This window comes from Pseudomonas sp. B21-059 (assembly GCF_026016285.1).
Lineage (GTDB): Bacteria > Pseudomonadota > Gammaproteobacteria > Pseudomonadales > Pseudomonadaceae > Aquipseudomonas > Aquipseudomonas danubii.
In genome coordinates this window covers 4,472,731-4,494,458 of sequence record NZ_CP087201.1, presented here as the reverse complement: position 1 = coordinate 4,494,458, position 21,728 = coordinate 4,472,731, and the positions used below count along the sequence as shown (strand labels likewise).

Here is a 21,728-nt window from a genome sequence, read left to right as displayed (position 1 = left end):
AGTTCGTGAAAATCGAAGTATAACTGCTAAAAATACGAATTTTCCTGAAGTATTACTCTCCTTAGAATGCCCCGCTATCGACGGGGCCCCACTTGGCCACGCCCGTTCTATCGAGGAATACGGTATGTCATTCAAAAAACTGGGTGTAGCGTCGCTGCTGGCACTGTCTATGCTGACCCTGGCAGCTTGCGATCAGGCGGAAAAAAGCGCGCAACAGGTGCTGGACAAGGCGGCCGAGACTGCCAAGCAAGCCATCGACGATACTCACAAGGCCGCAGAGCAAGCGTTGAGTGACGCCACGCAAAGTGTGACCGGCAAGGAAAAACCACAGGAAGACGCGGCGAAGAAGCCGGAGTCGTCCCAGGAAATCTGATCTTTCATACAACCGATTCAGGATTGACCCATGGATTACCTCTTACAACTCGCTGCTAGCCCCACTGCTTGGGTCGCCCTGGCCACCCTGGTGGTGATGGAAATCGTGCTCGGCATCGATAACCTGATCTTTATTTCCATCCTCACCAACAAGTTGCCGGAAAAGCATCGGGCCAAGGCGCGGCGCATTGGTATTGGCATGGCGTTGTTCCTGCGTCTGGCGCTGCTCAGCACCATCGCCTTCATCGTCCAGCTCACCGAGCCGGTGATCGACGTCATGGGGCAGAGCTTCTCCTGGAAGGACATGATCCTGATTGCCGGTGGCCTGTTCCTGGTGTGGAAAGCCACCACGGAGATTCACCACAGCATGACTCCGGAGCCTGAGGCGGACAAAACTCAGACATCGGGCGTGGCGATCGGCTTTGCTGCTGCGATTGGCCAGATCCTGTTGCTGGACATGGTGTTTTCCATCGACAGCATCATTACTGCCGTGGGCATGACCGAGCACTTGCCGATCATGATCATTGCCGTGGTGGCGTCGGTACTGGTGATGCTGCTGGCTGCCGAGCCGTTGGCCAAGTTCATCAATGACAACCCGACCGTGGTGATGCTGGCCCTGGGCTTCCTGATCATGATCGGCATGACCCTGATCGCCGAAGGTTTCGGCGCCCATGTACCCAAAGGGTATGTGTATGCGGCGATGGCGTTCTCGGCTGCCATTGAAAGCCTGAACATACTGGCCCGTCGGGTCCGCCAGAAGCGTCAGGCGGCGCAGGCCGAGGGCTGACTCACAACCATGACGAACGGCCGTCTGTACTCCTTGGAGTCAGGCGGCCGTGTTGTTTTCGGCAGGGCGGGAATGTTGATCAGTGAGCAGTGGCTGGGCGCCGGGCGGCTTTTCCAGTCTTGATGTCAGGGGTGGACTGCTGGGGCCGATGATGGTGACGGCGGGTGATGCGTAGCACGCCCCAGAGCATTGCGGCGGCTACGGCCAGCCAGCTCAGGATCAGCATCACTATCGTCGTTGTCAGGCTCATAAGTGCCTCCTTGATGCCCTGTCCAGGGCACACACTCTTACCAATGGTTAGTCTAGTAGTCTCTGTGTTTCAGGCTATTGACCAATAGTCGAGAGTCTTCGAACACTTCGCTCTATGGTTTTCAATTAACTGCCGCCTAACGCTATACCCTCGCCCGTGAGCGCCCTATGATCAAGGCCCCAGCCGGGACCGGGTCGTCCGGCGTTTGAATATAGAGAGCGATGATGGTGCGGGTATTTCCTCGATTTCGAGCGGCGTTGCTGGTCAGCGCCTGTGTCTTGAGCCTGGTCGGTTGTGCTGGCAGCGTGCAACCCGAGATCCAGCGCCTGCCGGAGCGGGTGGAGCTCAACAGCGTGCCGTTTTTCCGTGGAGAGATGTACCAAAGTGGCCCCGCAGCCTTGGCCGGTATGCTGTCGCAACAGGGCGTCGTGATTACTCCGGGGTTGCTGGACAAACCCTTGCACCTGCCTGGCGCCGAGGCGCAATTGCAGCAGAACATGATAAGCCTGGCGCGTGAGTACGGCATGGTGGTCTATCCCCTGGACGATCATCTAGCGTCCCTGCTGACCCAGGTGGCGGCAGGTTATCCGGTACTGGTGCGCTTTACCGAAGGTTCGACGTTCTGGGCTGAGCCGCGTTATGCGGTGTTGGCCGGCTACAACCGGGACAAGCAAACCGTGTTGCTGCGTGGAGCGAAAAGCCGTCGGCAACTGATGAGCTTTCGTGAGTTCGAGTCGTCCTGGAAGAGCGCCGGGAGCTTTGCGGTATTGATTCAGGCGCCCAACCAGTTGCCAGCCAAGGTCGATCGCCAGCGCTGGTTGAAAGCGGCCAATGAACTGGGGCAGGCCGGTCAGGAACAAGCAGCAGCCAGGGCCAGCAAAGCGCTCGATAGCCACTGAAGCCTGCAGACAACAACGGCGCCATTGGGCGCCGTTGTTGTGCTTGAGTATCAGTGCGAGGCCTGAGGGGCTGCAGTCTGGCGGTTCTTGAGGTTCTTATCGGCCTTGTAGCGCAAGGCAACGTCCGGTACCGAGCCGCTCTTGCCGGTTTCTACCCAGTTGCGGATGCGGCTGGCGTCGGCAAAGTGGGTGTACTTGCCGAAGGCATCGAGAATCACCAGGGCTACCGGGCGATTGCCCATGCTGGTGACCAGCACCAGGCAGTGACCGGCCTGATTGGTGAAGCCGGTCTTGGTGATCTTGATGTCCCATTTCTCCTTGTTGACCAGGTGGTTGGTGTTGCGAAAGCCCAGGGTGTAGTTGGGCTTGCGGAATGCCACGGTCTTTTCCTTGGTGGTACTCAGCTCGCTCAGTAGAGGGTACTTGCGGGCAGCCACCAGCAATTTGCTCAGGTCGCGAGCCGTGGAAACGTTATGGATCGACAGGCCGGTGGGTTCCACATAGCGGGTGTGGGTCATTCCCAGTGACTTGGCCTTGGCGTTCATGGCGGCGATGAAGGCCGGATAGCCTCCCGGGTAATAATGGGCCAGGCTGGCCGCGGCGCGGTTTTCCGAGGACATCAGGGCAATCAGCAGGGTGTCTCGACGGCTTAGTTCGCTTTTGAGCTTGACCCGGGAGAACACGCCCTTCATTTCCGGGGTGTCGCTGATGTTCATGGAGATGTGTTCGTCCAGCGGCAGCTTGGCGTCCAGAACCACCATGGCGGTCATCAGTTTGGTCACCGAAGCGATGGGCACCACAACGTCCGGATTGCTGGAATAGATGACTTTGTTGGTTTGCAGGTCCAGCAGCAGGGCGCTGCCGGATGCAATATGCAATTGTGAAGTGTCTCTTGGCGCCGCGGTGGTTTCGCTGGCGTCGACGCTGTGCGCGATCAAGGTGCCGGACACAGCAAACAATAAGCTGAGGATGGAGAGACGAATTTTCACGCGGGCGGACTCGATAATAATGGATATGCCGTTTGGCAACGGGCTTTTTCGGAAAAGCGTTACATTTTATGAGTATGGCTGAAGAACTGTCGATTGTTCTTCAGCGGTCAGTCGAAAACCCTTAAAAACCAAGAAAAAACACCGTTTTTTCCTGAGCGCTACTGCGGTTTCAGAATAGGCTGAGCGGGGTCCTGAACGCTAAGATTCAGGGGCGATAAAGAGCGCCGGGACGTTGTAGCGTTGGCGCATAAAAAAACCCGCCATTGGCGGGTTTTTGTGCGCTGTCGAAAACTCAGCTGTGCAGCGATTCTGCGGCGTACAGGGTGTTTTCCAGCAGGCAGGCGCGGGTCATGGGGCCTACGCCACCAGGCACTGGAGTGATCCAGCCCGCGCGGGGCAGGGCGGTTTCATAAACCACGTCGCCCACCAGCTTGCCGTCTTCCTGGCGATTGATGCCGACGTCGATGACGATAGCGCCTTCCTTGATCCACTCGCCCTTGACCAGGCCTGGCTTGCCAGCAGCAACGACAACCAGGTCGGCCCGGCCGACATGGCCAGCCAGATCCTTGGTGAAGCGGTGAGTGACGGTCACGGTGCAGCCAGCCAGCAGCAACTCCATGGCCATCGGGCGCCCAACGATGTTGGATGCGCCGACCACTACTGCATCCATGCCATACAGGTCGGCACCGGTGCTTTCCAGCAGGGTCATGATGCCTTTGGGAGTGCAGGGGCGCAGCAGGGGAATGCGTTGGGCCAAACGACCAACGTTATAAGGATGGAAGCCATCCACGTCTTTGTCCGGACGAATGCGTTCTAGTAGTAGAGAGGCATCCAGGTGCTCAGGGAGTGGCAGCTGTAGCAGGACACCGTCGATGTTCGGGTCATCATTGAGGCGATCAATCAAGCCCGCCAGTGCTTCTTGAGTGGTGTCGGCGGGCAAGTCATAGGCTTGTGAAAGGAAGCCGACCTCTTCGCAGTCTTTACGCTTGTGCGAGACATAAACCTGAGAGGCCGGGTCGCTGCCGACCAGAATCACCGCGAGGCCCGGAGTACGCAGGCCTTGCTGGCGACGCTCGGCGACACGTTTGGCGATCTGCTGGCGCAGGCTAGCGGCGATCGCTTTGCCGTCGATTAGTTGTGCAGTCATGACGCGTGATTAACCATCGAGAGGGAGAGAAAAAGAGAACGTATTCTCGCATGTCGGAACGTGAGGGCAAAGGCGCTTGGTCTGCAAATTCCCCTAACTCCTTTAATTAAATGAATTTTTTTCAAAAAAGAGTTGACGACCTAAAGGCTCGCCTATAACATTCGTCGCACTTGTCGGGCACAGCCTAGCACTGGTTAAGAAAGTCGGGCAGAGTTGATGTTTAGCTCATAACGACTGAAAGCAATTAGTTTGTAATCGTTAAAGAATACAGATTAATAAGGCGCCCGTAGCTCAGCTGGATAGAGCATCCGCCTTCTAAGCGGATGGTCGCAGGTTCGAGTCCTGCCGGGTGCGCCATTAGGCAGCTTTGGCACAAGTAACGCAATATGGTGGGCGTAGCTCAGTTGGTAGAGCACAGGATTGTGACTCCTGTTGTCGTGGGTTCGATCCCCATCGTCCACCCCATATTCGAAGAAGGCGCCAGATTAATAGTCTGGCGCCTTTGCTTTAAAAGATTGTTAAGCGGACGTGGTGGAATTGGTAGACACACTGGATTTAGGTTCCAGCGCCGCAAGGTGTAAGAGTTCGAGTCTCTTCGTCCGCACCAATAAAGTAGCTAGTTAATAGCATATTACGGCGCAGCACCTGAAAAGGGCTGCGCCGTTTTCGTTTCTGGGTCCGATATGTCTGGTGTTTCCACGAGCGGTGGGGCGGCTGGGTTGGGCAATGGTTGGCCTTTGGTCGCTGGATGCTGGGATCTTGGCTATTGGTTGGTGTTTGTCAGGGAAGCTCTGGCCGGCTCCTTCTATATATAGAAGGGTTGGCGTAGAGGCTCTGGTTGGATTCGTAGTATTTGCTCTCATGGCGAGGCTCAACCCTTTGTCCTCGCCTTCACATTGTCGGCCGTTTTTTACCCGTTTTCAGTAGGGTGACTTCTTGAGTTTGACCCACTAGAATGCATGCCCTTGATTCTGGGGTCGGAAAACGGCCGGCTAACGTCTGTGCAACGAGGAATATCCATGCAAGTTTCTGTTGAAAATACTTCTGCTCTTGAGCGCCGCATGAGCATCACCGTGCCGGCTGAGCGCATCGAGAGCCAGGTCAACAAGCGTCTGCAGCAGACTGCCCAAAAGGCCAAAATTGCGGGCTTCCGTCCTGGCAAGGTTCCAATGAGCGTGATTCGTCAGCGTTATGAGGCTGATGCGCGCCAAGAAGCAGTGGGTGATGTGATCCAGGCTTCCTTCTATGAGGCCGTTGTTGAGCAGAAGCTGAACCCAGCTGGCGCTCCTTCGGTCGAGCCTAAAGTGCTGGAGAAGGGCAAGGATCTGGAATACGTTGCCACTTTCGAAGTCTTCCCAGAGTTCACGGTTGCCGGTTTCGAAAGCATCGCTGTTGAGCGTCTGAGCGCTGACGTAGCTGATGCTGATCTGGACAACATGCTGGAGATCCTGCGTAAGCAGAATGTTCGCTTTGAAGTTGTTGATCGCGCTGCGCAGAACGATGATCAACTGAACATCGACTTCGTGGGTAAGGTTGATGGTGAAGCTTTTGCAGGCGGTTCGGCTAAAGGCACTCAGTTGGTACTGGGCTCCGGCCGCATGATCCCTGGCTTCGAAGACGGTCTGGTTGGCGCCAAGGCTGGTGAAGAGCGTGTCCTGAACCTGACTTTCCCTGAGAACTATCAGAACCTGGATCTGGCCAACAAGGCTGCCGAGTTCACCGTGACTGTTAACAGCGTTTCCGAGCCTAAGCTGCCTGAGCTGACTGAAGAGTTCTTTGCTCAATTTGGTATCAAGGAAGCCGGCCTGGAAGGTTTCCGTGCCGAAGTTCGCAAGAACATGGAGCGTGAGCTGCGTCAGGCCATCAAGTCCAAAGTGAAGAATCAGGTAATGGACGGTCTGCTGGCCTCCAACCCGATCGAAGTGCCAAAGGCGCTGCTGGACAACGAAGTTAATCGTCTGCGCGTTCAGGCTGTCCAGCAATTCGGTGGCAACATCAAGCCGGATCAGCTGCCTGCCGAGCTGTTCGAAGAGCAAGCCAAGCGCCGTGTAGTGCTGGGGCTGATCGTTGCTGAAGTTGTTAAGCAATTCGATCTGAAGCCTGATGAAGACCGCGTTCGCGAGCTGATTCAGGAAATGGCTTCGGCTTACCAGGAGCCTGAGCAGGTCGTGTCCTGGTACTACAAGAACGAGCAGCAATTGAACGAAGTCCGTTCGGTTGTGCTGGAAGAACAAGTTGTGGATACTGTTCTGCAGAAAGCTAGCGTGACCGACAAATCGGTCTCTTACGAAGAAGCGGTCAAGCCGGTAGAAGCACCTCAAGCCGACTGATTTTCTTCTCGTTCGAAGCACACACCATAAGCCAGCCTTCGCGCTGGCTTATGCGTATTCAAGACGTGACTATTTGGGAGTGACTGCAGAGCATGTTCCGTAATTCGTATATTCAGCAGAACTCTGATATCCAGGCCGCAGGCGGCCTGGTCCCGATGGTTGTCGAGCAGTCCGCTCGTGGCGAGCGCGCCTACGACATCTACTCGCGCCTCCTCAAGGAGCGAGTGATCTTTCTGGTAGGTCCTGTAGAAGACTACATGGCCAACCTGATTTGTGCGCAACTGCTATTCCTTGAAGCGGAAAACCCGGACAAGGACATCCATCTCTATATCAACTCCCCGGGCGGCTCGGTAACGGCTGGCATGTCGATCTACGACACCATGCAGTTCATCAAGCCTAACGTTTCAACCACCTGTATTGGTCAGGCATGCAGCATGGGTGCCTTCTTGCTGACGGCCGGTGCCCCTGGCAAGCGTTTCTGCCTGCCAAACTCCCGAGTGATGATTCACCAGCCCCTGGGCGGTTTCCAAGGCCAAGCGTCGGATATAGAAATCCATGCCAAGGAAATCCTCTTCATCCGTGAGCGTCTCAACACGCTGATGGCCAAGCATAGCGGGCGCACTCTGGAAGAAATCGAGCGCGATACCAATCGTGATAACTTCATGAGCGCCGAAGCAGCGCGTGAGTACGGGTTGATCGATGAAGTAATCAACCAGCGCCCCGCTTAAAATAAGCAGCTCAAAATAGGCTTGGTCAGTTGTTCTGATCAGTGGCGGGCTTGAAAAAGCCCGCAATAGCCTTCATCTTGTGTTGCAAGCCTATCGGATTTGGATCGAACGAATGACTGACACCCGCAACGGCGAGGACAACGGCAAACTGCTTTATTGCTCCTTCTGTGGCAAAAGCCAGCATGAAGTACGCAAATTGATTGCCGGCCCCTCGGTCTTTATCTGCGACGAGTGCGTCGACTTGTGCAATGACATCATCCGTGAGGAGGTGCAGGAAGCACAGGCCGAGAGCAGCGCGCATAAACTGCCTTCGCCTAAAGAAATCAGCGGCATCCTTGATCAATATGTGATTGGTCAGGAACGTGCAAAAAAGGTTCTAGCTGTAGCGGTGTACAACCACTACAAGCGTCTGAATCAGCGTGACAAGAAAAGTGACGACGTCGAGCTTGGCAAGAGCAACATCTTGCTGATCGGCCCTACAGGTTCGGGTAAGACGCTGCTGGCGGAAACCCTGGCCCGTCTGTTGAATGTACCGTTCACGATCGCCGATGCAACCACCCTGACCGAAGCTGGTTATGTGGGTGAGGACGTCGAGAACATCATTCAGAAGTTGCTGCAGAAGTGCGATTACGACGTAGAAAAAGCTCAAATGGGCATCGTCTACATCGATGAAATCGATAAGATTTCCCGCAAGTCTGACAACCCTTCGATTACTCGGGATGTTTCCGGTGAAGGTGTTCAGCAAGCCCTGTTGAAGTTGATTGAAGGCACGGTTGCTTCCGTTCCGCCACAAGGTGGTCGCAAGCACCCGCAGCAGGAATTCCTGCAAGTCGATACTCGTAACATCCTGTTCATCTGTGGTGGCGCGTTCTCCGGGCTGGAAAAGGTTATTCAAAACCGCTCTACCCGTGGCGGCATTGGTTTCAATGCTGAAGTGCGTAGCAAGGAAGAGGGCAAGAAGGTTGGTGAGTCCCTACGTGAAGTCGAGCCTGACGATTTGGTCAAGTTCGGTCTGATCCCGGAGTTCGTTGGCCGTCTGCCAGTCCTGGCGACCCTGGATGAGTTGGATGAAGCTGCATTGATTCAGATTCTCACTGAACCGAAGAATGCCTTGACCAAGCAGTACGCCAAGTTGTTCGAGATGGAAGGTGTTGATCTGGAGTTCCGCACTGACGCCTTGAAGTCAGTCGCCAAGCGCGCACTTGAACGCAAGACAGGTGCTCGTGGTCTGCGTTCGATTCTCGAAGGTGTTCTGCTCGACACTATGTACGAGATCCCCTCGCAATCCGAGGTGAGTAAAGTAGTGATCGATGAAAGCGTCATTGAAGGCAAGTCCCAGCCACTGTACATCTATGAAAACAGTGAGCCGACGGCCAAGGCGGCGCCAGACGCGTAAGCGTCGCGCTGTTGGATTGAAAGAAGGGGCCTTCGGGCCCCTTTGCTTTTAGCGTCTTAAAGTGCTGTCTTTAAGCTTGTTTTTTTTACAGGCAGCCCCCATCTTGGTTTCAAGCTTACTTCCATCTGTTTACGGCCGTACGGCCGCCGTAGAGGCGAAATCATGAAGACAACCATCGAATTGCCTCTCCTGCCATTGCGTGATGTTGTGGTTTATCCGCACATGGTTATCCCGCTGTTCGTGGGGCGCGAGAAGTCGATCGAAGCCCTCGAGGCAGCGATGACGGGCGACAAGCAGATTCTCTTGCTGGCACAGAGAAACCCTGCTGATGACGATCCCGGTGAAGATGCACTCTATCGCGTAGGTACCATTGCAACTGTCTTGCAGTTGCTCAAGTTGCCTGATGGCACCGTCAAGGTGTTGGTTGAAGGCGAGCAACGCGGCGCTGTCGAACGCTTCAGTGAAGTTGATGGTCATTGCCGTGCCGAAGTCTCCCTGATTGACGAAGTAGATGCTCCTGATCGTGAGTCAGAGGTGTTTGTTCGCAGTCTGCTGTCCCAGTTCGAGCAGTATGTGCAACTGGGCAAGAAAGTTCCTGCCGAGGTGTTGTCCTCCCTCAACAGTATCGACGAGCCAAGCCGCCTGGTGGATACCATGGCCGCGCATATGGCGTTGAAGATCGAGCAGAAACAGGAAATCCTCGAGATCATTGATCTGTCTGCGCGGGTCGAGCACGTCCTGGCATTGCTGGACGCCGAGATCGACCTGCTGCAAGTTGAAAAGCGCATTCGTGGCCGCGTCAAAAAGCAAATGGAACGCAGCCAGCGCGAGTACTACCTGAATGAGCAGATGAAGGCCATTCAGAAGGAGCTGGGTGATGGTGACGAGGGTCACAATGAAATCGAAGAGCTGAAAAAGCGCATCGATGCAGCCGGCCTGCCAAAAGATGCGATGACCAAAGCTCAGGCCGAGCTCAACAAGCTCAAGCAGATGTCGCCGATGTCTGCCGAGGCTACGGTGGTTCGCTCCTATATCGATTGGCTGGTTCAAGTGCCTTGGAAGGCCCAGAGCAAGGTGCGTCTCGACCTGGCGCGTGCCGAGGATATTCTCGACGCCGATCACTATGGTCTGGAAGAGGTCAAAGAGCGGATTCTCGAATACCTCGCCGTACAAAAGCGCGTGAAGAAGATTCGTGGTCCGGTGCTGTGCCTCGTCGGTCCTCCTGGGGTAGGTAAGACCTCTCTTGCGGAGTCGATCGCCAATGCGACCAACCGTAAGTTTGTGCGTATGGCGCTGGGTGGCGTACGTGATGAAGCGGAAATCCGTGGACATCGTCGAACTTACATCGGTTCGATGCCAGGAAGATTGATTCAAAAGATGACAAAGGTTGGCGTTCGCAACCCGCTGTTCCTGCTCGACGAAATCGACAAGATGGGCAGTGATATGCGTGGTGATCCGGCGTCGGCGTTGCTGGAGGTTCTGGACCCTGAGCAGAACCACAACTTCAACGATCATTATCTGGAAGTTGATTACGACTTGTCCGATGTGATGTTCCTTTGCACCTCCAACTCGATGAATATTCCCCCAGCATTGCTGGATCGGATGGAGGTGATTCGTCTGCCTGGCTACACCGAGGACGAGAAGATCAACATCGCGGTCAAGTACCTGTCGCCCAAGCAGATTCAGGCCAATGGACTGAAGAAAGGCGAGCTGGAATTCGACCCCGATGCGATTCGCGACATCATCCGCTACTACACCCGCGAAGCCGGTGTGCGGGGCCTCGAGCGTCAGATCGCCAAGGTCTGCCGCAAGGCGGTGAAAGAGCATGCGATGGAAAAACGCTTCTCTGTTAAGGTCACTTCCGATCTGCTGGAACACTTCCTGGGCGTGCGTAAATTCCGCTACGGCCTGGCCGAGCAGCAGGATCAGATCGGCCAAGTGACCGGCCTGGCCTGGACTCAGGTAGGCGGTGAGTTGCTGACGATCGAAGCCGCTGTGGTTCCAGGCAAGGGTCAGTTGATCAAGACCGGCTCCCTGGGCGATGTCATGGTCGAGTCGATCACTGCCGCGCTGACCGTGGTACGCAGTCGTGCCAAGAGCCTGGGTATTCCCTTGGACTTCCACGAGAAGCGCGACACCCACATCCACATGCCGGAAGGGGCTACCCCTAAAGACGGCCCTAGCGCGGGCATAGGCATGTGCACGGCGTTGGTTTCGGCGCTGACCGGCATTCCGGTGCGGGCTGATGTAGCGATGACAGGGGAAATCACCCTGCGCGGTCAGGTATTGGCCATCGGCGGGCTGAAAGAGAAATTACTTGCAGCTCATCGGGGTGGAATCAAGACGGTGATCATTCCTGAAGAGAATGTTCGCGATTTGAAAGAAATTCCTGACAATATCAAGCAGGATCTGCAGATTAAACCAGTTAAATGGATTGACGAAGTCCTGCAAATTGCGCTGCAATACGCGCCGGAGCCCTTGCCGGATGTGGCTCCCGAGATAGTTGCAAAGGACGAAAAACGCGAGTCTGACTCTAAGGAAAGAATTAGCACGCATTAGTACGCATTAGCCTGGGGGGCTTCCTTGACAGCTTTTTAGAGCCCTTGTTATAAAGCGGCTCTTAAGTGTCTGTAGGCCATTCAGCACTCGTTTTTGCTTTCACCAAAAAACTTAGAATCATACTCATAGATATGTAAGGGGACTTAGAGTGAACAAGTCGGAACTGATTGATGCTATCGCTGCATCTGCTGATCTCCCGAAAGCTGCTGCTGGCCGTGCGCTGGACGCAGTAATCGAATCCGTTACTGGCGCTCTGAAGGCCGGTGACTCTGTTGTTCTGGTTGGTTTCGGTACTTTCTCCGTAACGGATCGTCCAGCTCGTATCGGTCGCAACCCACAGACCGGTAAGACTCTGGAAATCGCTGCTGCTAAAAAGCCAGGTTTCAAAGCCGGTAAAGCACTGAAAGAAGCCGTAAACTAAGTTTCTTCAGGGTCTTTGCCCATCCGGGTCGGGGTCATGCCTGATCTGGCAGCGGGGCGCCAGTAGGCCGGTGCATCACCGGCCAATGCCGAGGGTCGCAGGTTCAGCTCTCGTCCGCTCCGCCAGTTACGAGAAGGCGCATCCTCGGATGCGCCTTTCTTCTATCCGGACTCTACCCACACTCCACGGTTGCTTAAATTGAAGTACAGCCGTTTCTGGGGGACGCATGCTGCAGAATATCAGGGACAACTCACAAGGCTGGATTGCCAAAACCATCATCGGGGTCATCGTCGCATTGCTGGCGTTGACCGGTTTCGATGCCATTTTCCAGGCCACTACCCATAACCAGGACGCGGCCAAGGTCAACGGCGAGGAAATCACTCAGAACGAGTTGAGCCAGGCCGTCGACATGCAACGTCGTCAACTGATGCAACAGTTGGGCAAAGATTTCGATGCCTCCCTGCTGGATGAGAAGATGCTGCGCGAAGCCGCTTTGAAAGGGCTGATCGACCGCAAACTGTTGCTGCAAGGTGCACAGGATTCCAAGTTTGCCTTCTCCGAGGGCGCGCTGGATCAGGTGATCCTGCAAACGCCGGAATTCCAGGTTGAAGGCAAATTCAGCCCTGAGCGTTTCGATCAGGTGATTCGTCAGTTGGGCTACACCCGTCTGCAATTCCGCCAGATGCTGGCTCAGGAAATGCTGATCGGTCAGGTGCGTGCCGGTCTGGCGGGCAGTGGTTTCGTGACCGATGCTCAGGTACTGGCGTTCGCTCGTCTGGAAAAACAGACCCGAGATTTCGCTTCACTGAGCATCAAGGCTGATCCGGCAGCGATCAAAGTGACCGATGACGAGGTCAAGGCCTATTACGATCAGCACGCCAAGGAGTTCATGACTCCCGACCAAGTGGTGATTGATTACATCGAGCTGAAGAAGGCTGCCTTCTTTGATCAGGTCAGTGTCAAGGACGAGGACCTGCAGGCGCTGTATCAGAAGGAAATCGCCAACCTGTCCGAGCAACGTCGTGCCGCGCACATCCTGATCGAAGTCAACGACAAGGTGAACGAGGCTCAGGCCAAGGCCAAGGTCGAAGAGATCCAGGCGCGTCTGGCCAAAGGCGAAAGCTTCGAGGCACTGGCCAAGGAATTCTCCCAGGATCCAGGCTCGGCTAATAACGGTGGCGACTTGGGCTACGCCGGTCCAGGTGTTTATGACCCAACCTTCGAGAAGGCGCTGTATGCGCTGAATAAGGATCAGGTCTCGGCTCCGGTGCGTACGGACTTCGGTTTCCACCTGATCAAGCTGTTGGGCATCGAAGCACCGGAAGTGCCGAGCTTCGCCAGTCTCAAGGACAAGCTGACCCGCGACTTGAAAACTCAGCAGGTCGAGCAGCGTTTCGTTGAGGCGACCAAGCAGCTGGAGGACTCTTCGTTCGAAGCCTCCGATCTGGCACAACCGGCTCAGGAGCTGAAGCTGACTGTTCACACCTCCGCGCCGTTCGGCCGTGACGGTGGCGACGGTATCGCTGCCAACCGTGCAGTGGTGCAAGCAGCGTTCAGCACCGAAGTCCTCGACGAGGGTTCCAACAGCACCGCCATCGAACTGGACCCGGAAACTGTCGTGGTGCTGCGAGCCAAAGAGCATCGCAAACCTGAGCAACTGCCTCTGGAAAGCGTCGCCAGTGCCATTCGCACGCAATTGGCCAAGGAGCACGCCAGTGCTGCGGCCAAGACCAAGGCTGAAGAGCTGATTGCCAGCTTGCGTGATGGCAAGACCGCGCTGAACAAGCCGGTTGATGGCCAGAATTGGAAAGTCGCACAAGCGGTGACCCGTGGTCAGGATGGTATCGATCCAACTGTTCTGCAGGCGTTGTTCCGCATGAGCAAGCCTGAGTCCAAGGACAAACCGACCTTCACTAGCGTGACCCTGCCTAACGGCAATCTGCTGGTGCTGCAGCTCAATGCCGTCAATGAAGCCGCTGCGCCGACCGAGGAAGAGAAGGCTCAATACCGTCGCTTCCTGGCCTCGCGGGTAGGGCAGCAAGATTTTGCCGCCTACCGCAAGCAGCTGGAAAACCAGGCGGACATCAAGCGTTACTAATGCCTGAACCGCAGTGTTGAAAAGACCCCGGCCGCAATGCCGGGGTCTTTTTTTGAGCTCGGATAAACCTCAGGTGCCGGTGGTGTGCCAGCGCTTGCGCGCATGCAGATAGGCCGCCTGATCGTTGTAGCCCAGCTGTAGCGCAATCTGCGTCCGGGATTCGCCTTGCAATTCCAGATGCATTTCCAGCTCGGCGCGGGTCTGGTCCAGCAACTGGCGAAAACTCAGCCCCTGTTCCGCGAGACGTCGCCGCAGCGTGCGTGGGGTTTGATGCAGATGGGCACAAAGGCTTTCCAGGGTTACTGGATGGCCCGCCGCCAGGGCCTGACGACAGGCCCTGGCCACCTTGGCTGCCCAACCGCTCAGCCGTTGGTGCAGGGCCACCCGTCGATCCAGCTCTTCGCTCAACAGGTCGAGCATGCCGGCGTGGCGGGTCTGCAGTGGCAGTTGCAGGCTGTGCGGGTCGAAGTAGAAACGGTTGGCCCGGCAATCGAATTCGATACGGTCGCCAAACCAATGCTGGTATTGCGCGTGATAGTCGGGACGCGAATGGCTGAAGCAGGCCAGCACGGGCCGAACCGCAAGACCAGTGCCACGCCGCAGTTGAGTGATGGACATGACTCCATAGTGTTCGATCAGGTAACGGCTCAACTCCGCCGAGGTGTCGATATGGATTTCAACACCAGAACCTCGGGCATCCGTCACCCGTTGCACGCGATCGGTGTCCGAGCCCAACGGCGCATAGCGAACCCAGAATGCCATGGACGCGGCAACATCCGGGCAGTAGAGGCTGGCATGGGCAATAACGTGCCAGTCCTGGGGCGTGAAGCGTTCGAACAGTTTGAGGCCTATGGCCGGCTCCAACGCCGCCGCCGCGCGCCATAGCTGTTCCAGGTGCAGCAGGTTGTAGTCCTGGTGCGTGGCGGCGCTCTGGTCATTGAGGAAGCGTTGCAAGACTTCACCGAGGCGTCCTCGATGAAAGCGCGGGGCCGCTCGGTTGGCCGGATCTCGCTGGATTCTGTCCATTTCGCGCATAGAGAGGGCTGCCTTGCTGATCTCTAATGGTCGGGCGTTGCCCATAAGGATAAGAGCGAGAATGCCATGAACCACGATCTGATGACCAACAACCCCCTGTTGATCGTTTCGGCGATCTTTGTGTTTTTCATCCTCCTGGAAATAGCTTGTTCAGCCTTTCGCCAACCCCGTGGCCAGCGCCGCGACGTGCTGATCGAGGCGGTGGGCTCAAGCCTGTTGCTCGGCGTGACCTTTCCCCTGGTGATGTGGGCCAGCGGTGCGCTCATGGGCCTGGCACTGCCACAAGCCAAGGGCATGCTGGCGGATACGCCCTGGGTGCTTGGTCTGCTGTTGTTCCTGATCTTCGATGACATGACCCAATACTGGTGGCACCGCCTGACCCATCGTCTCCCCGCGCTGTATGCGCTGCACCGGGCTCACCATTCAGCGCCCTACATGAGCATTCGCATCGTTTATCGCAACAACAGCTTCTATTACCTGCTGATGCCCGGAATCTGGTTCTCCGGGGTGCTGATCTACCTGGGGCTGGCGCCGGTCTATTACGGTTACCTGATTCTCAAGATGACGGTGATCTTCGCCGCACACAGCAGCGTGGCCTGGGACGACAAGCTGTACCGCATCGGTTTTCTCCGGCCACTGACGTGGCTGGTTGAGCGAGTCTTTTCAACACCTTCGACCCATTCGGCTCACCATGGCCTGAGCGCCGAGGATGGCGTGACCCACTACAAGGGCAACTTCGGTAACTTGCTGTTCCTCTGGGATGTGCTGTTTGGCACCGCGAAGATCACCCGCCGCCGGCCCGTTACCTTCGGTATCGAGCACTTGGCGTCGGTGAGCTGGAAGGAGGAGCTGTTCTGGCCGTTGGTACGCAGTCGCAAAGCCCGATCCGCTGCGCACGCAAAAGTGGATACTGCTTTGCAGACTGGCGCTTCGGCTGAAGGCTAGCGACCTGGCAGGCTCTGTTGCCGCGAGAACGCCCGGTTGCCAAGGCTTGGGTCGAGGATCAGCGTCTGACTGGAAAGCCCTGGTGCCGGGCGTTCACCGCCACCACCAGGCTGATCAGCAACAGCGCGGCGATCACCCAGGGGAAGATCGCCACTCCCGGCCCTTGCAGCAGCAAGGCGCCACCCAGGCCGCCACCGGCGATCGCCAGGTTCCATAGGGTGACCAGCATCGACTGCGCGGTGTCAGCGTGCTCGCCTGCGGCCTTGGCCAGTGCGGTTTGCAGCAGGGTGGCCATGCCGCCGAAGGACAGCCCCCAGATAGCGGTCGCCCCATAGATCGCCACTGGCCAGTCACCCAGCAGCCCCAGCATCAGGGTCGAGCCGATGAACAGCAGGCAACTGACTAGTACCAGTTGACGCAGCCAGCGATCGATCAGCAGGCCAACCAGCCAGATGCTCAACAATGCGGCCAGGCCAAATACCAGCAACACCCGCTCGATCTGCTCACCAAGCCCGACCGGCTGAAGAAAGGGCGCGATGTAGGTGTAGAGAATGTTGTGTCCCAGCACATAGGCAAAAGTCACGAACAGCACTGGTCGGATTCCCGGCAAGGCCAGGACTCGAGCCAGCGACAAGCGCTTCTGTGCGCGCAGCCCCGGGAAGTCCGGCACCTGAACCAGTACCCAGCCAATTAGCCCCAGGGTCAGCAAGGTCATGACAGCAAAGCTCATGCGCCAGCCCACCAGGTTGCCCAGCCAGGTTCCAGCGGGCATTCCCACCGACAGAGCCACCGGCGCGCCGAGCATGGCCAGCGTGATTGCCCGTCCTTGCAAGTGGGGCGCCACCATACGGCTGGCATACCCGGCCAGCAAGGCCCAGAGCAGGCCGGCGAAGACCCCGGCGAAAAAGCGTGCCACCAGAATCGGGCTGTAGTCACTGGAGAGAGCGGTAACACTGTTGACCAGGGCAAAGCCGGCGATGGCCAGCAACAGCAAGGGGCGCCGCCGCCAGCCCTGGGTGAGGATGATCAGCGGGATGGCGGCCAGTAGCGAACCCAGGGCATAGAAGGTCACCAGCTGGCCAATCAGTGCAGGTGAGACGCCAAGGTTGGCACTCATTTGTGGCAGCAGCCCGGCCGGCAGGGTCTCGGTCATCAGGGTAATGAAACCGGCGCTGGCGAGAGCCAGCAGGCCGCCGACAGGCAGGCGTTCGCGGGTCTCGGCGGGTGCTTGTAGCAGTTCACAGGCATTGGCGGAGTTGCTCATGGTCGGGCACCGTTGTGCAGGGGCAGAAATGAAGCTCACAGGGTAGGGTTCTGTTCATGGCGGAAAAATAGGCTAAGGTTCCGAACTTATCGGACACAGAAGTCCTTAATCGCAGGAGGCAGAATGGACTGGCTGGGCAGTATTCCGGTGTTCATGCAGGTGGCCGAGACACGTAGCTTTACCGAAGCGGGGCGGCTATTGGGAGTGTCCTCTTCAGCCGTGGGCAAGAGCATCGCGCGGCTTGAGGAGCGTCTGGAGACGCGCCTGTTCCATCGCACCACCCGCAGTATCAGCCTGACCGCCGAGGGGGCCGGGTTCCTCGAGCGCTGCCGCCGGATAGCTACCGAAGCGGAGGCTGCGGAGTTCCAGCTGTGCGATTCCTCCAGTGCGCCTGTAGGTAAGTTGCGGATCAGCGCTCCCCAAGTTCACGGGCTGTTGATGCCGGTACTGGCGGAGTTCATGCAGCTCTATCCACAGATCGAGCTGGACGTGGACCTTTCCGATCGCATGGTGGACGTGGTGGAGGAGGGGTTTGACCTGGTAGTGCGCACGGGCAATCCCAAGGACTCCCGGCTCCTGGCCCGACAATTGGGGCGCTTTCATATGGTGCTGGTGGGCAGTCCCGACTATTTCAAGCAGCGCGGCTTGCCGCAATGCCCCCAGCAACTGCGCGAGCACGCCTGCCTGCGGCACACCTTTCACCACACCGGCAAACTTGAGCCCTGGCCGTTCAAGCCCCAGGCCTACTTACCGGAACCGCTGCTGCCGACCCGCTTGACCAGCAGCTCCATCGAGGCTGTGGAACACGCTGCCCGCAGCGGTTTGGGTATCGCCTGTTTGCCGGATTTCATGGTTCAGGCGGCGGTTAGCCGGGGAGCGTTGCAGACAGTGCTCGACGAGTACCTGGAACACAGCGGCACGTTCTGGGTGCTGTGGCCATCGAGCCGGCATGCAGCGGCCAAGCTGAGGGTGTTGATCGAGCACTTGAGCGAGCGACTTTTTCCGGCAAACAACGGTCAGTAAACTTGTGTGAAATTTAAGACACCAATTACCTGCGCGGTGTGGCATTGATCTGTTGCACAATACGCGCCGGAGCGTTTTCCTCAGGATTTTCGATGTTTAGATCATTTCATCTGCGCGCCGCAGCCACGGCATTGCTGCTGTCCGCTGTCGCCGGTTGTTCGACGCACAAGACCGCTATCTACGAGCATGAAAGCTTCGATGATTCCGGCACTTTTTCGCGCAATTACCCGGTCAGCGATACCGCTTCCTGTGAAGCCGCACGCCGGGCTCTGCTGAGCCAGGGCTACATCATCACCAGCAACGACCCGAAGCTGGTCAGTGGCCACAAGAGCTTCCAGCAGACCGGTGAGACCCATCTGGAGATCAGCTTCAATGTGGTCTGTGCCCAGGATGGCAGCGGCGACCAACGTTCGACGGTGTTTGCCAACGCCTTGCAGGACCGTTATGCACTCAAGAAGGTGAACAACTCGGCGAGCCTGGGCGTCGGAGTGCTGGGTTCGGTGTCAATGCCGATCGGTTCCACCGACGATTCCATGGTCAAGGTGGCCAGTGAGACGGTGTCGTCCGCCAAGTTCTATGAGCGCTACTTCGCCCTGGTCGAGCTGTTTTTGCCCCAGGAAGTGAAGAAGGCTGCACATATCGAAGAGAAGCCCAAGGCTGATCTGGGGGTTCCTGAAAACAAGCCCGAGGCGGAACCCAAGCCTGAGTCCAAGCCACAGAGCCCAGTGATCGAGCCGAGTGCTGTGGTCGCGCCGCTGGTGCCCGCCAATGAGCCTGAGCCAACGTTCTCCCAGCCCGTGGCTCCACCAGCGGAAGTCGCGCCGATTGTGCCGGCTGCCAGCAGCGAGCCGGCGCCTGCCAATCAAGCCGTCACTGCGCCCCCCGCCAGCAGTCTGCCGCCGCCGACCGAGCCGATTCCCGCTCTGCCGGGCAGCGGGCACTGATCGGTTCTAGGGTGCTCGGGCCGACTCTTTAAAGTCGGCCCGATGTTTACATCGCGCTCGCCTTCGACTGCAATCATTGCCGTTGCGTAGGTATCCACAGCTTAAATTTCTCACGGGCTGTTACGTTTTAACGACATAAATCTTGACCGGAGGGGTAGTATTTTTTCTGTCATCCCGGCACTTTATGCTGGTCCCGACAGTCATTAGGCACAGGGTTATTCAATCAACGGAAAAGGAGTCCGCCATGGACGAATACCAAGAGGAACTGCTGGAGTATCAAGCTTTCGAGCTCGATCCCCTGGAACCAGCAGAAGACGCCACCGAGCTGTAACGCCGGTGGCGTTTTTTTTTAGCCGAATTGTCGGTGGCTGCGCCGGAATTCCCCCGGGGTCTGCCCGTTCCAACGCTTGAAAGCCCGTTGAAATGCCTCGGCTGAGGCAAAGCCCAACAGATAGGCGATCTCGCCGAATGCCAGTTCGGTATCGCGGATATAGGTCATGGCCAGGTCGCGGCGAGTGTCGTTGAGAATCGCTCGAAACTGCGTCCCTTCTTCCGCCAGCTTGCGCCGCAGGGTCCAGGTCGGCAGCTTCAGGCGCATCGCCACTTCTTCCAGGTCCGGCTCACGGCCACCGTTGAGCAGAGGGCCCAACAGCTGAATGATGCGTTCGCGCAGGCTGCGGGTCCGGGTCAACTGTTCCAGTTCTCTTTCACATAGCTGCACCAGATGCCGCCAGGTGCTGGGGCAATGCTCCGGATTGCGCAGGGCCAGGTTGGCCTGGCTCAAGCGCAGCTGGTTCTGTTCAGCACCGAACTGGATGGGCGTTGGGCCGAGCAGGGCATAGGCGTCGTGATAGTCCGGGCGCTCGAACTCGATGTCGATCTGCTCGGCATGAATGGCCTGGCCGCAAAGGCTCGACAGCTGCTGAAGCCAGCCGGACATGATCGAGTCCACGACGAAACGGTTGTAGGCGTTGTAGGGGCTGATGGAGTAAAAGCGCAGCCAGGCACCGTTGGCGTCTTCGTGAAAGCTCGACTGGCCGCGATAGTTGGAGCCGTACAAGGCCTCGAAACGGGTCAGGCAGCGAGCCGCTTCGCGCACGGTAGGGGCTTGCGCGGCAGTCACCCCAGCAAGGCCCATCTGGCTCAGGCGACTCAGGCGGCCCATGCGCAGACCCAGTGCCGGGTCACCGGTCAGCTGGATCGCCCCGTGGCCCAGGCGCATGTAGCGGGGGATCGACAAGCGTGCTCCGGCTTCCCCCAGCCTGGCGGCGTCCAGTGCGTATTGTTCCAGCAACGGTGTCGGGTCCAGCCCATGACTGCGTACCGCGTCCACCAGGCTGTGGACGAACCCCACCGAGAGGTCTCCCAGGCGCATCGGCGGCGTCTTCATCGACTACAACCAGATGTTCAGCAAGCGAGCACCCTGGGTGCCCTCGTCGGCAAAGGTCTGGCCATTGCTGTTGATAAAGCTCTGGCCGCTGCTGCGCTGGTCCCAGAACTGGCCACGCAGGAACACGCTGACCCCGGCACTGGCCAGGCTGCTGGGCGGGCGGGCAGTGAGGGTCAGGCGATGCCAGGCCTCGCCTTCGCTGGCTTCCTCGGGCTTGAGGCTGACTTCACTGGGGGTGGCGATGCTCTTGTAACCGCGCCAGGGTTTGTCCCAGCCGTCGCGGCCCATGACAAAGGCCGGAACCGCCACCAATTGAGTGCTCTGCTCATTGAGCTTGCGATAGTTTTCCGGGTACCAGCTGTCGCTGCCGATCAGTACGCCGAGCCGTCCGGCGGGGGTATCGATCACCCGTAGCGCTGTATCGGTATCGCCCTTCAGGTAGCCGCTTTTGGCATAGGTCGGATAGATCTGCCGCTGGGGCTGGCCCATGGGCAGGCCATCGCTGCCGAACACCAGGCTGCTGTTGTACAGGGCGCCGCTGCCAATCTGCAGGGTGCCCTGACTGACACTGGGCTCCGGCAGAATGATGGTGCCGGCCACCAGGGTCACCTGGAACTCCTTGGCCAGGCCGCCGAACAGCCACTGATAGTCCTTGGCCATTTTCTTCGCCTTCATGCGCAGATACGCATCGTCCAGGCGACTGTCGCCCCTGGCGCTGATCAGCGCCTTGAGAAACGGCAAGGGGTTGCTCACGGCCAGCCAGTTCATCGCTTCTTTCAAGGAGGCGGCCTGGTACAGCTCGTTCTTTTCACCACTGACCATCAGCCAGGTGCCGATATGCTCCGGTAGCACGACGATGGTCTTGGCGTTGACCAGGCCTTTGTCAGTGGCTTGCTGCAAGTAGGCCGCCAGCTTGCGATGCAGGCGTTCGATGTTCTGGTAGTCGGTGGGGAACAGCTCAGGCTGAATCGCCAGCAGGTTGCCATGATCGGCTGGCACGCCTTGATCTACCGCGAGCTGGATGCGCAGGTCCGACAGGTAGTGCGCCTCTGGACGGTCGCGAGTCCAGATTGCGTAGCGGGTGGCGGCTGCAAGCAGGGCCAGAGTGAGGATGATGTAGAGAAGTTTGCGCATGGGGAAACAGTCAGCGG

General features: G+C 57.6%; 19 protein-coding genes and 3 tRNA genes. 15 read left to right on the top strand and 7 right to left on the bottom strand.

Going from position 1 to position 21,728, the window contains the following annotated elements:
• The first annotated feature begins 124 nt into the window (after positions 1 to 124).
• Positions 125 to 373: a hypothetical protein gene (locus tag LOY69_RS19790; protein ID WP_102881836.1), complete on the top strand. Its 249-nt coding sequence runs from the start codon at positions 125 to 127 to the stop codon at positions 371 to 373.
• Positions 374 to 403: 30 nt separating this feature from the next.
• The gene (locus tag LOY69_RS19785) at positions 404 to 1,159 is read left to right on the top strand and encodes a TerC family protein (RefSeq protein ID WP_102881835.1); all 756 of its coding nucleotides are present in this window, start codon (positions 404 to 406) and stop codon (positions 1,157 to 1,159) included.
• 79 nt (positions 1,160 to 1,238) lie between these two features.
• Here LOY69_RS19785 and LOY69_RS19780 read toward each other — a convergent pair whose 3' ends face one another.
• Positions 1,239 to 1,409 carry a hypothetical protein gene (locus LOY69_RS19780; RefSeq protein ID WP_162884075.1) on the bottom strand — a complete coding sequence of 57 codons (171 nt, stop codon included), beginning with the start codon at positions 1,407 to 1,409 and terminating at the stop codon, positions 1,239 to 1,241.
• 224 nt (positions 1,410 to 1,633) lie between these two features.
• Here LOY69_RS19780 and LOY69_RS19775 point away from each other — a divergent pair, with 224 nt between their 5' ends.
• Positions 1,634 to 2,308, top strand: coding sequence for a PA2778 family cysteine peptidase (locus LOY69_RS19775; protein ID WP_265074914.1), 675 nt, complete (start codon positions 1,634 to 1,636; stop codon positions 2,306 to 2,308).
• Between the two features lie 50 nt (positions 2,309 to 2,358).
• Here LOY69_RS19775 and pbpG read toward each other — a convergent pair whose 3' ends face one another.
• Positions 2,359 to 3,297 (bottom strand): D-alanyl-D-alanine endopeptidase, encoded by a 939-nt coding sequence (pbpG, locus tag LOY69_RS19770; RefSeq protein WP_102881833.1) that lies wholly within the window; start codon positions 3,295 to 3,297, stop codon positions 2,359 to 2,361.
• 292 nt (positions 3,298 to 3,589) lie between these two features.
• Positions 3,590 to 4,444: a bifunctional methylenetetrahydrofolate dehydrogenase/methenyltetrahydrofolate cyclohydrolase FolD gene (gene folD, locus LOY69_RS19765; RefSeq protein WP_102864649.1), complete on the bottom strand. Its 855-nt coding sequence runs from the start codon at positions 4,442 to 4,444 to the stop codon at positions 3,590 to 3,592.
• Between the two features lie 280 nt (positions 4,445 to 4,724).
• On the opposite strand from folD, the gene LOY69_RS19760 reads away from it, so the two are divergent.
• The 9 genes from LOY69_RS19760 (at position 4,725) to LOY69_RS19720 (ending at position 13,976) form a co-directional block, all read left to right on the top strand.
• Positions 4,725 to 4,801: transfer RNA gene (locus LOY69_RS19760), tRNA-Arg, on the top strand.
• A gap of 32 nt (positions 4,802 to 4,833) precedes the next feature.
• Positions 4,834 to 4,909: transfer RNA gene (locus tag LOY69_RS19755), tRNA-His, on the top strand.
• 57 nt (positions 4,910 to 4,966) lie between these two features.
• Positions 4,967 to 5,051: transfer RNA gene (locus LOY69_RS19750), tRNA-Leu, on the top strand.
• A gap of 412 nt (positions 5,052 to 5,463) precedes the next feature.
• Positions 5,464 to 6,774, top strand: a complete 1,311-nt coding sequence (gene tig / locus LOY69_RS19745) for a trigger factor (protein WP_115580527.1) — start codon at positions 5,464 to 5,466, stop codon at positions 6,772 to 6,774.
• Positions 6,775 to 6,866: 92 nt separating this feature from the next.
• Positions 6,867 to 7,502: an ATP-dependent Clp endopeptidase proteolytic subunit ClpP gene (gene clpP / locus LOY69_RS19740; RefSeq protein WP_011062274.1), complete on the top strand. Its 636-nt coding sequence runs from the start codon at positions 6,867 to 6,869 to the stop codon at positions 7,500 to 7,502.
• A gap of 112 nt (positions 7,503 to 7,614) precedes the next feature.
• Positions 7,615 to 8,898: an ATP-dependent Clp protease ATP-binding subunit ClpX gene (gene clpX, locus LOY69_RS19735; protein ID WP_102864651.1), complete on the top strand. Its 1,284-nt coding sequence runs from the start codon at positions 7,615 to 7,617 to the stop codon at positions 8,896 to 8,898.
• A gap of 162 nt (positions 8,899 to 9,060) precedes the next feature.
• Positions 9,061 to 11,457 carry an endopeptidase La gene (gene lon / locus LOY69_RS19730; protein ID WP_102864652.1) on the top strand — a complete coding sequence of 799 codons (2,397 nt, stop codon included), beginning with the start codon at positions 9,061 to 9,063 and terminating at the stop codon, positions 11,455 to 11,457.
• Between the two features lie 148 nt (positions 11,458 to 11,605).
• Positions 11,606 to 11,878 carry an HU family DNA-binding protein gene (locus LOY69_RS19725; protein ID WP_011062271.1) on the top strand — a complete coding sequence of 91 codons (273 nt, stop codon included), beginning with the start codon at positions 11,606 to 11,608 and terminating at the stop codon, positions 11,876 to 11,878.
• Positions 11,879 to 12,104: 226 nt separating this feature from the next.
• Positions 12,105 to 13,976, top strand: a complete 1,872-nt coding sequence (locus LOY69_RS19720) for a SurA N-terminal domain-containing protein (RefSeq protein ID WP_265073472.1) — start codon at positions 12,105 to 12,107, stop codon at positions 13,974 to 13,976.
• Between the two features lie 69 nt (positions 13,977 to 14,045).
• Here the strand turns inward: LOY69_RS19720 and LOY69_RS19715 are convergent, their stop codons facing one another.
• Positions 14,046 to 15,011 carry an AraC family transcriptional regulator ligand-binding domain-containing protein gene (locus tag LOY69_RS19715; protein ID WP_265073471.1) on the bottom strand — a complete coding sequence of 322 codons (966 nt, stop codon included), beginning with the start codon at positions 15,009 to 15,011 and terminating at the stop codon, positions 14,046 to 14,048.
• Between the two features lie 66 nt (positions 15,012 to 15,077).
• Between LOY69_RS19715 and LOY69_RS19710 the strand changes: the two genes are divergently transcribed.
• Positions 15,078 to 15,956, top strand: coding sequence for a sterol desaturase family protein (locus LOY69_RS19710; protein ID WP_265073470.1), 879 nt, complete (start codon positions 15,078 to 15,080; stop codon positions 15,954 to 15,956).
• A 58-nt stretch (positions 15,957 to 16,014) separates the two neighbouring features.
• Here the strand turns inward: LOY69_RS19710 and LOY69_RS19705 are convergent, their stop codons facing one another.
• Positions 16,015 to 17,220, bottom strand: coding sequence for an MFS transporter (locus tag LOY69_RS19705; protein ID WP_265073469.1), 1,206 nt, complete (start codon positions 17,218 to 17,220; stop codon positions 16,015 to 16,017).
• A 123-nt stretch (positions 17,221 to 17,343) separates the two neighbouring features.
• On the opposite strand from LOY69_RS19705, the gene LOY69_RS19700 reads away from it, so the two are divergent.
• Both LOY69_RS19700 and LOY69_RS19695 read left to right on the top strand, forming a co-directional pair.
• Positions 17,344 to 18,243 carry a LysR family transcriptional regulator gene (locus LOY69_RS19700; protein ID WP_265073468.1) on the top strand — a complete coding sequence of 300 codons (900 nt, stop codon included), beginning with the start codon at positions 17,344 to 17,346 and terminating at the stop codon, positions 18,241 to 18,243.
• 92 nt (positions 18,244 to 18,335) lie between these two features.
• Positions 18,336 to 19,187 (top strand): DUF2242 domain-containing protein, encoded by an 852-nt coding sequence (locus tag LOY69_RS19695; protein ID WP_265073467.1) that lies wholly within the window; start codon positions 18,336 to 18,338, stop codon positions 19,185 to 19,187.
• Positions 19,188 to 19,536: 349 nt separating this feature from the next.
• Here the strand turns inward: LOY69_RS19695 and LOY69_RS19690 are convergent, their stop codons facing one another.
• On the bottom strand, positions 19,537 to 20,577 hold the full coding sequence (locus LOY69_RS19690) for an AraC family transcriptional regulator (protein WP_102864660.1): 1,041 nt from the start codon (positions 20,575 to 20,577) through the stop codon (positions 19,537 to 19,539).
• A gap of 3 nt (positions 20,578 to 20,580) precedes the next feature.
• The gene (locus tag LOY69_RS19685) at positions 20,581 to 21,711 is read right to left on the bottom strand and encodes a carbon-nitrogen hydrolase family protein (protein WP_265073466.1); all 1,131 of its coding nucleotides are present in this window, start codon (positions 21,709 to 21,711) and stop codon (positions 20,581 to 20,583) included.
• Positions 21,712 to 21,728: the final 17 nt, after the last annotated feature.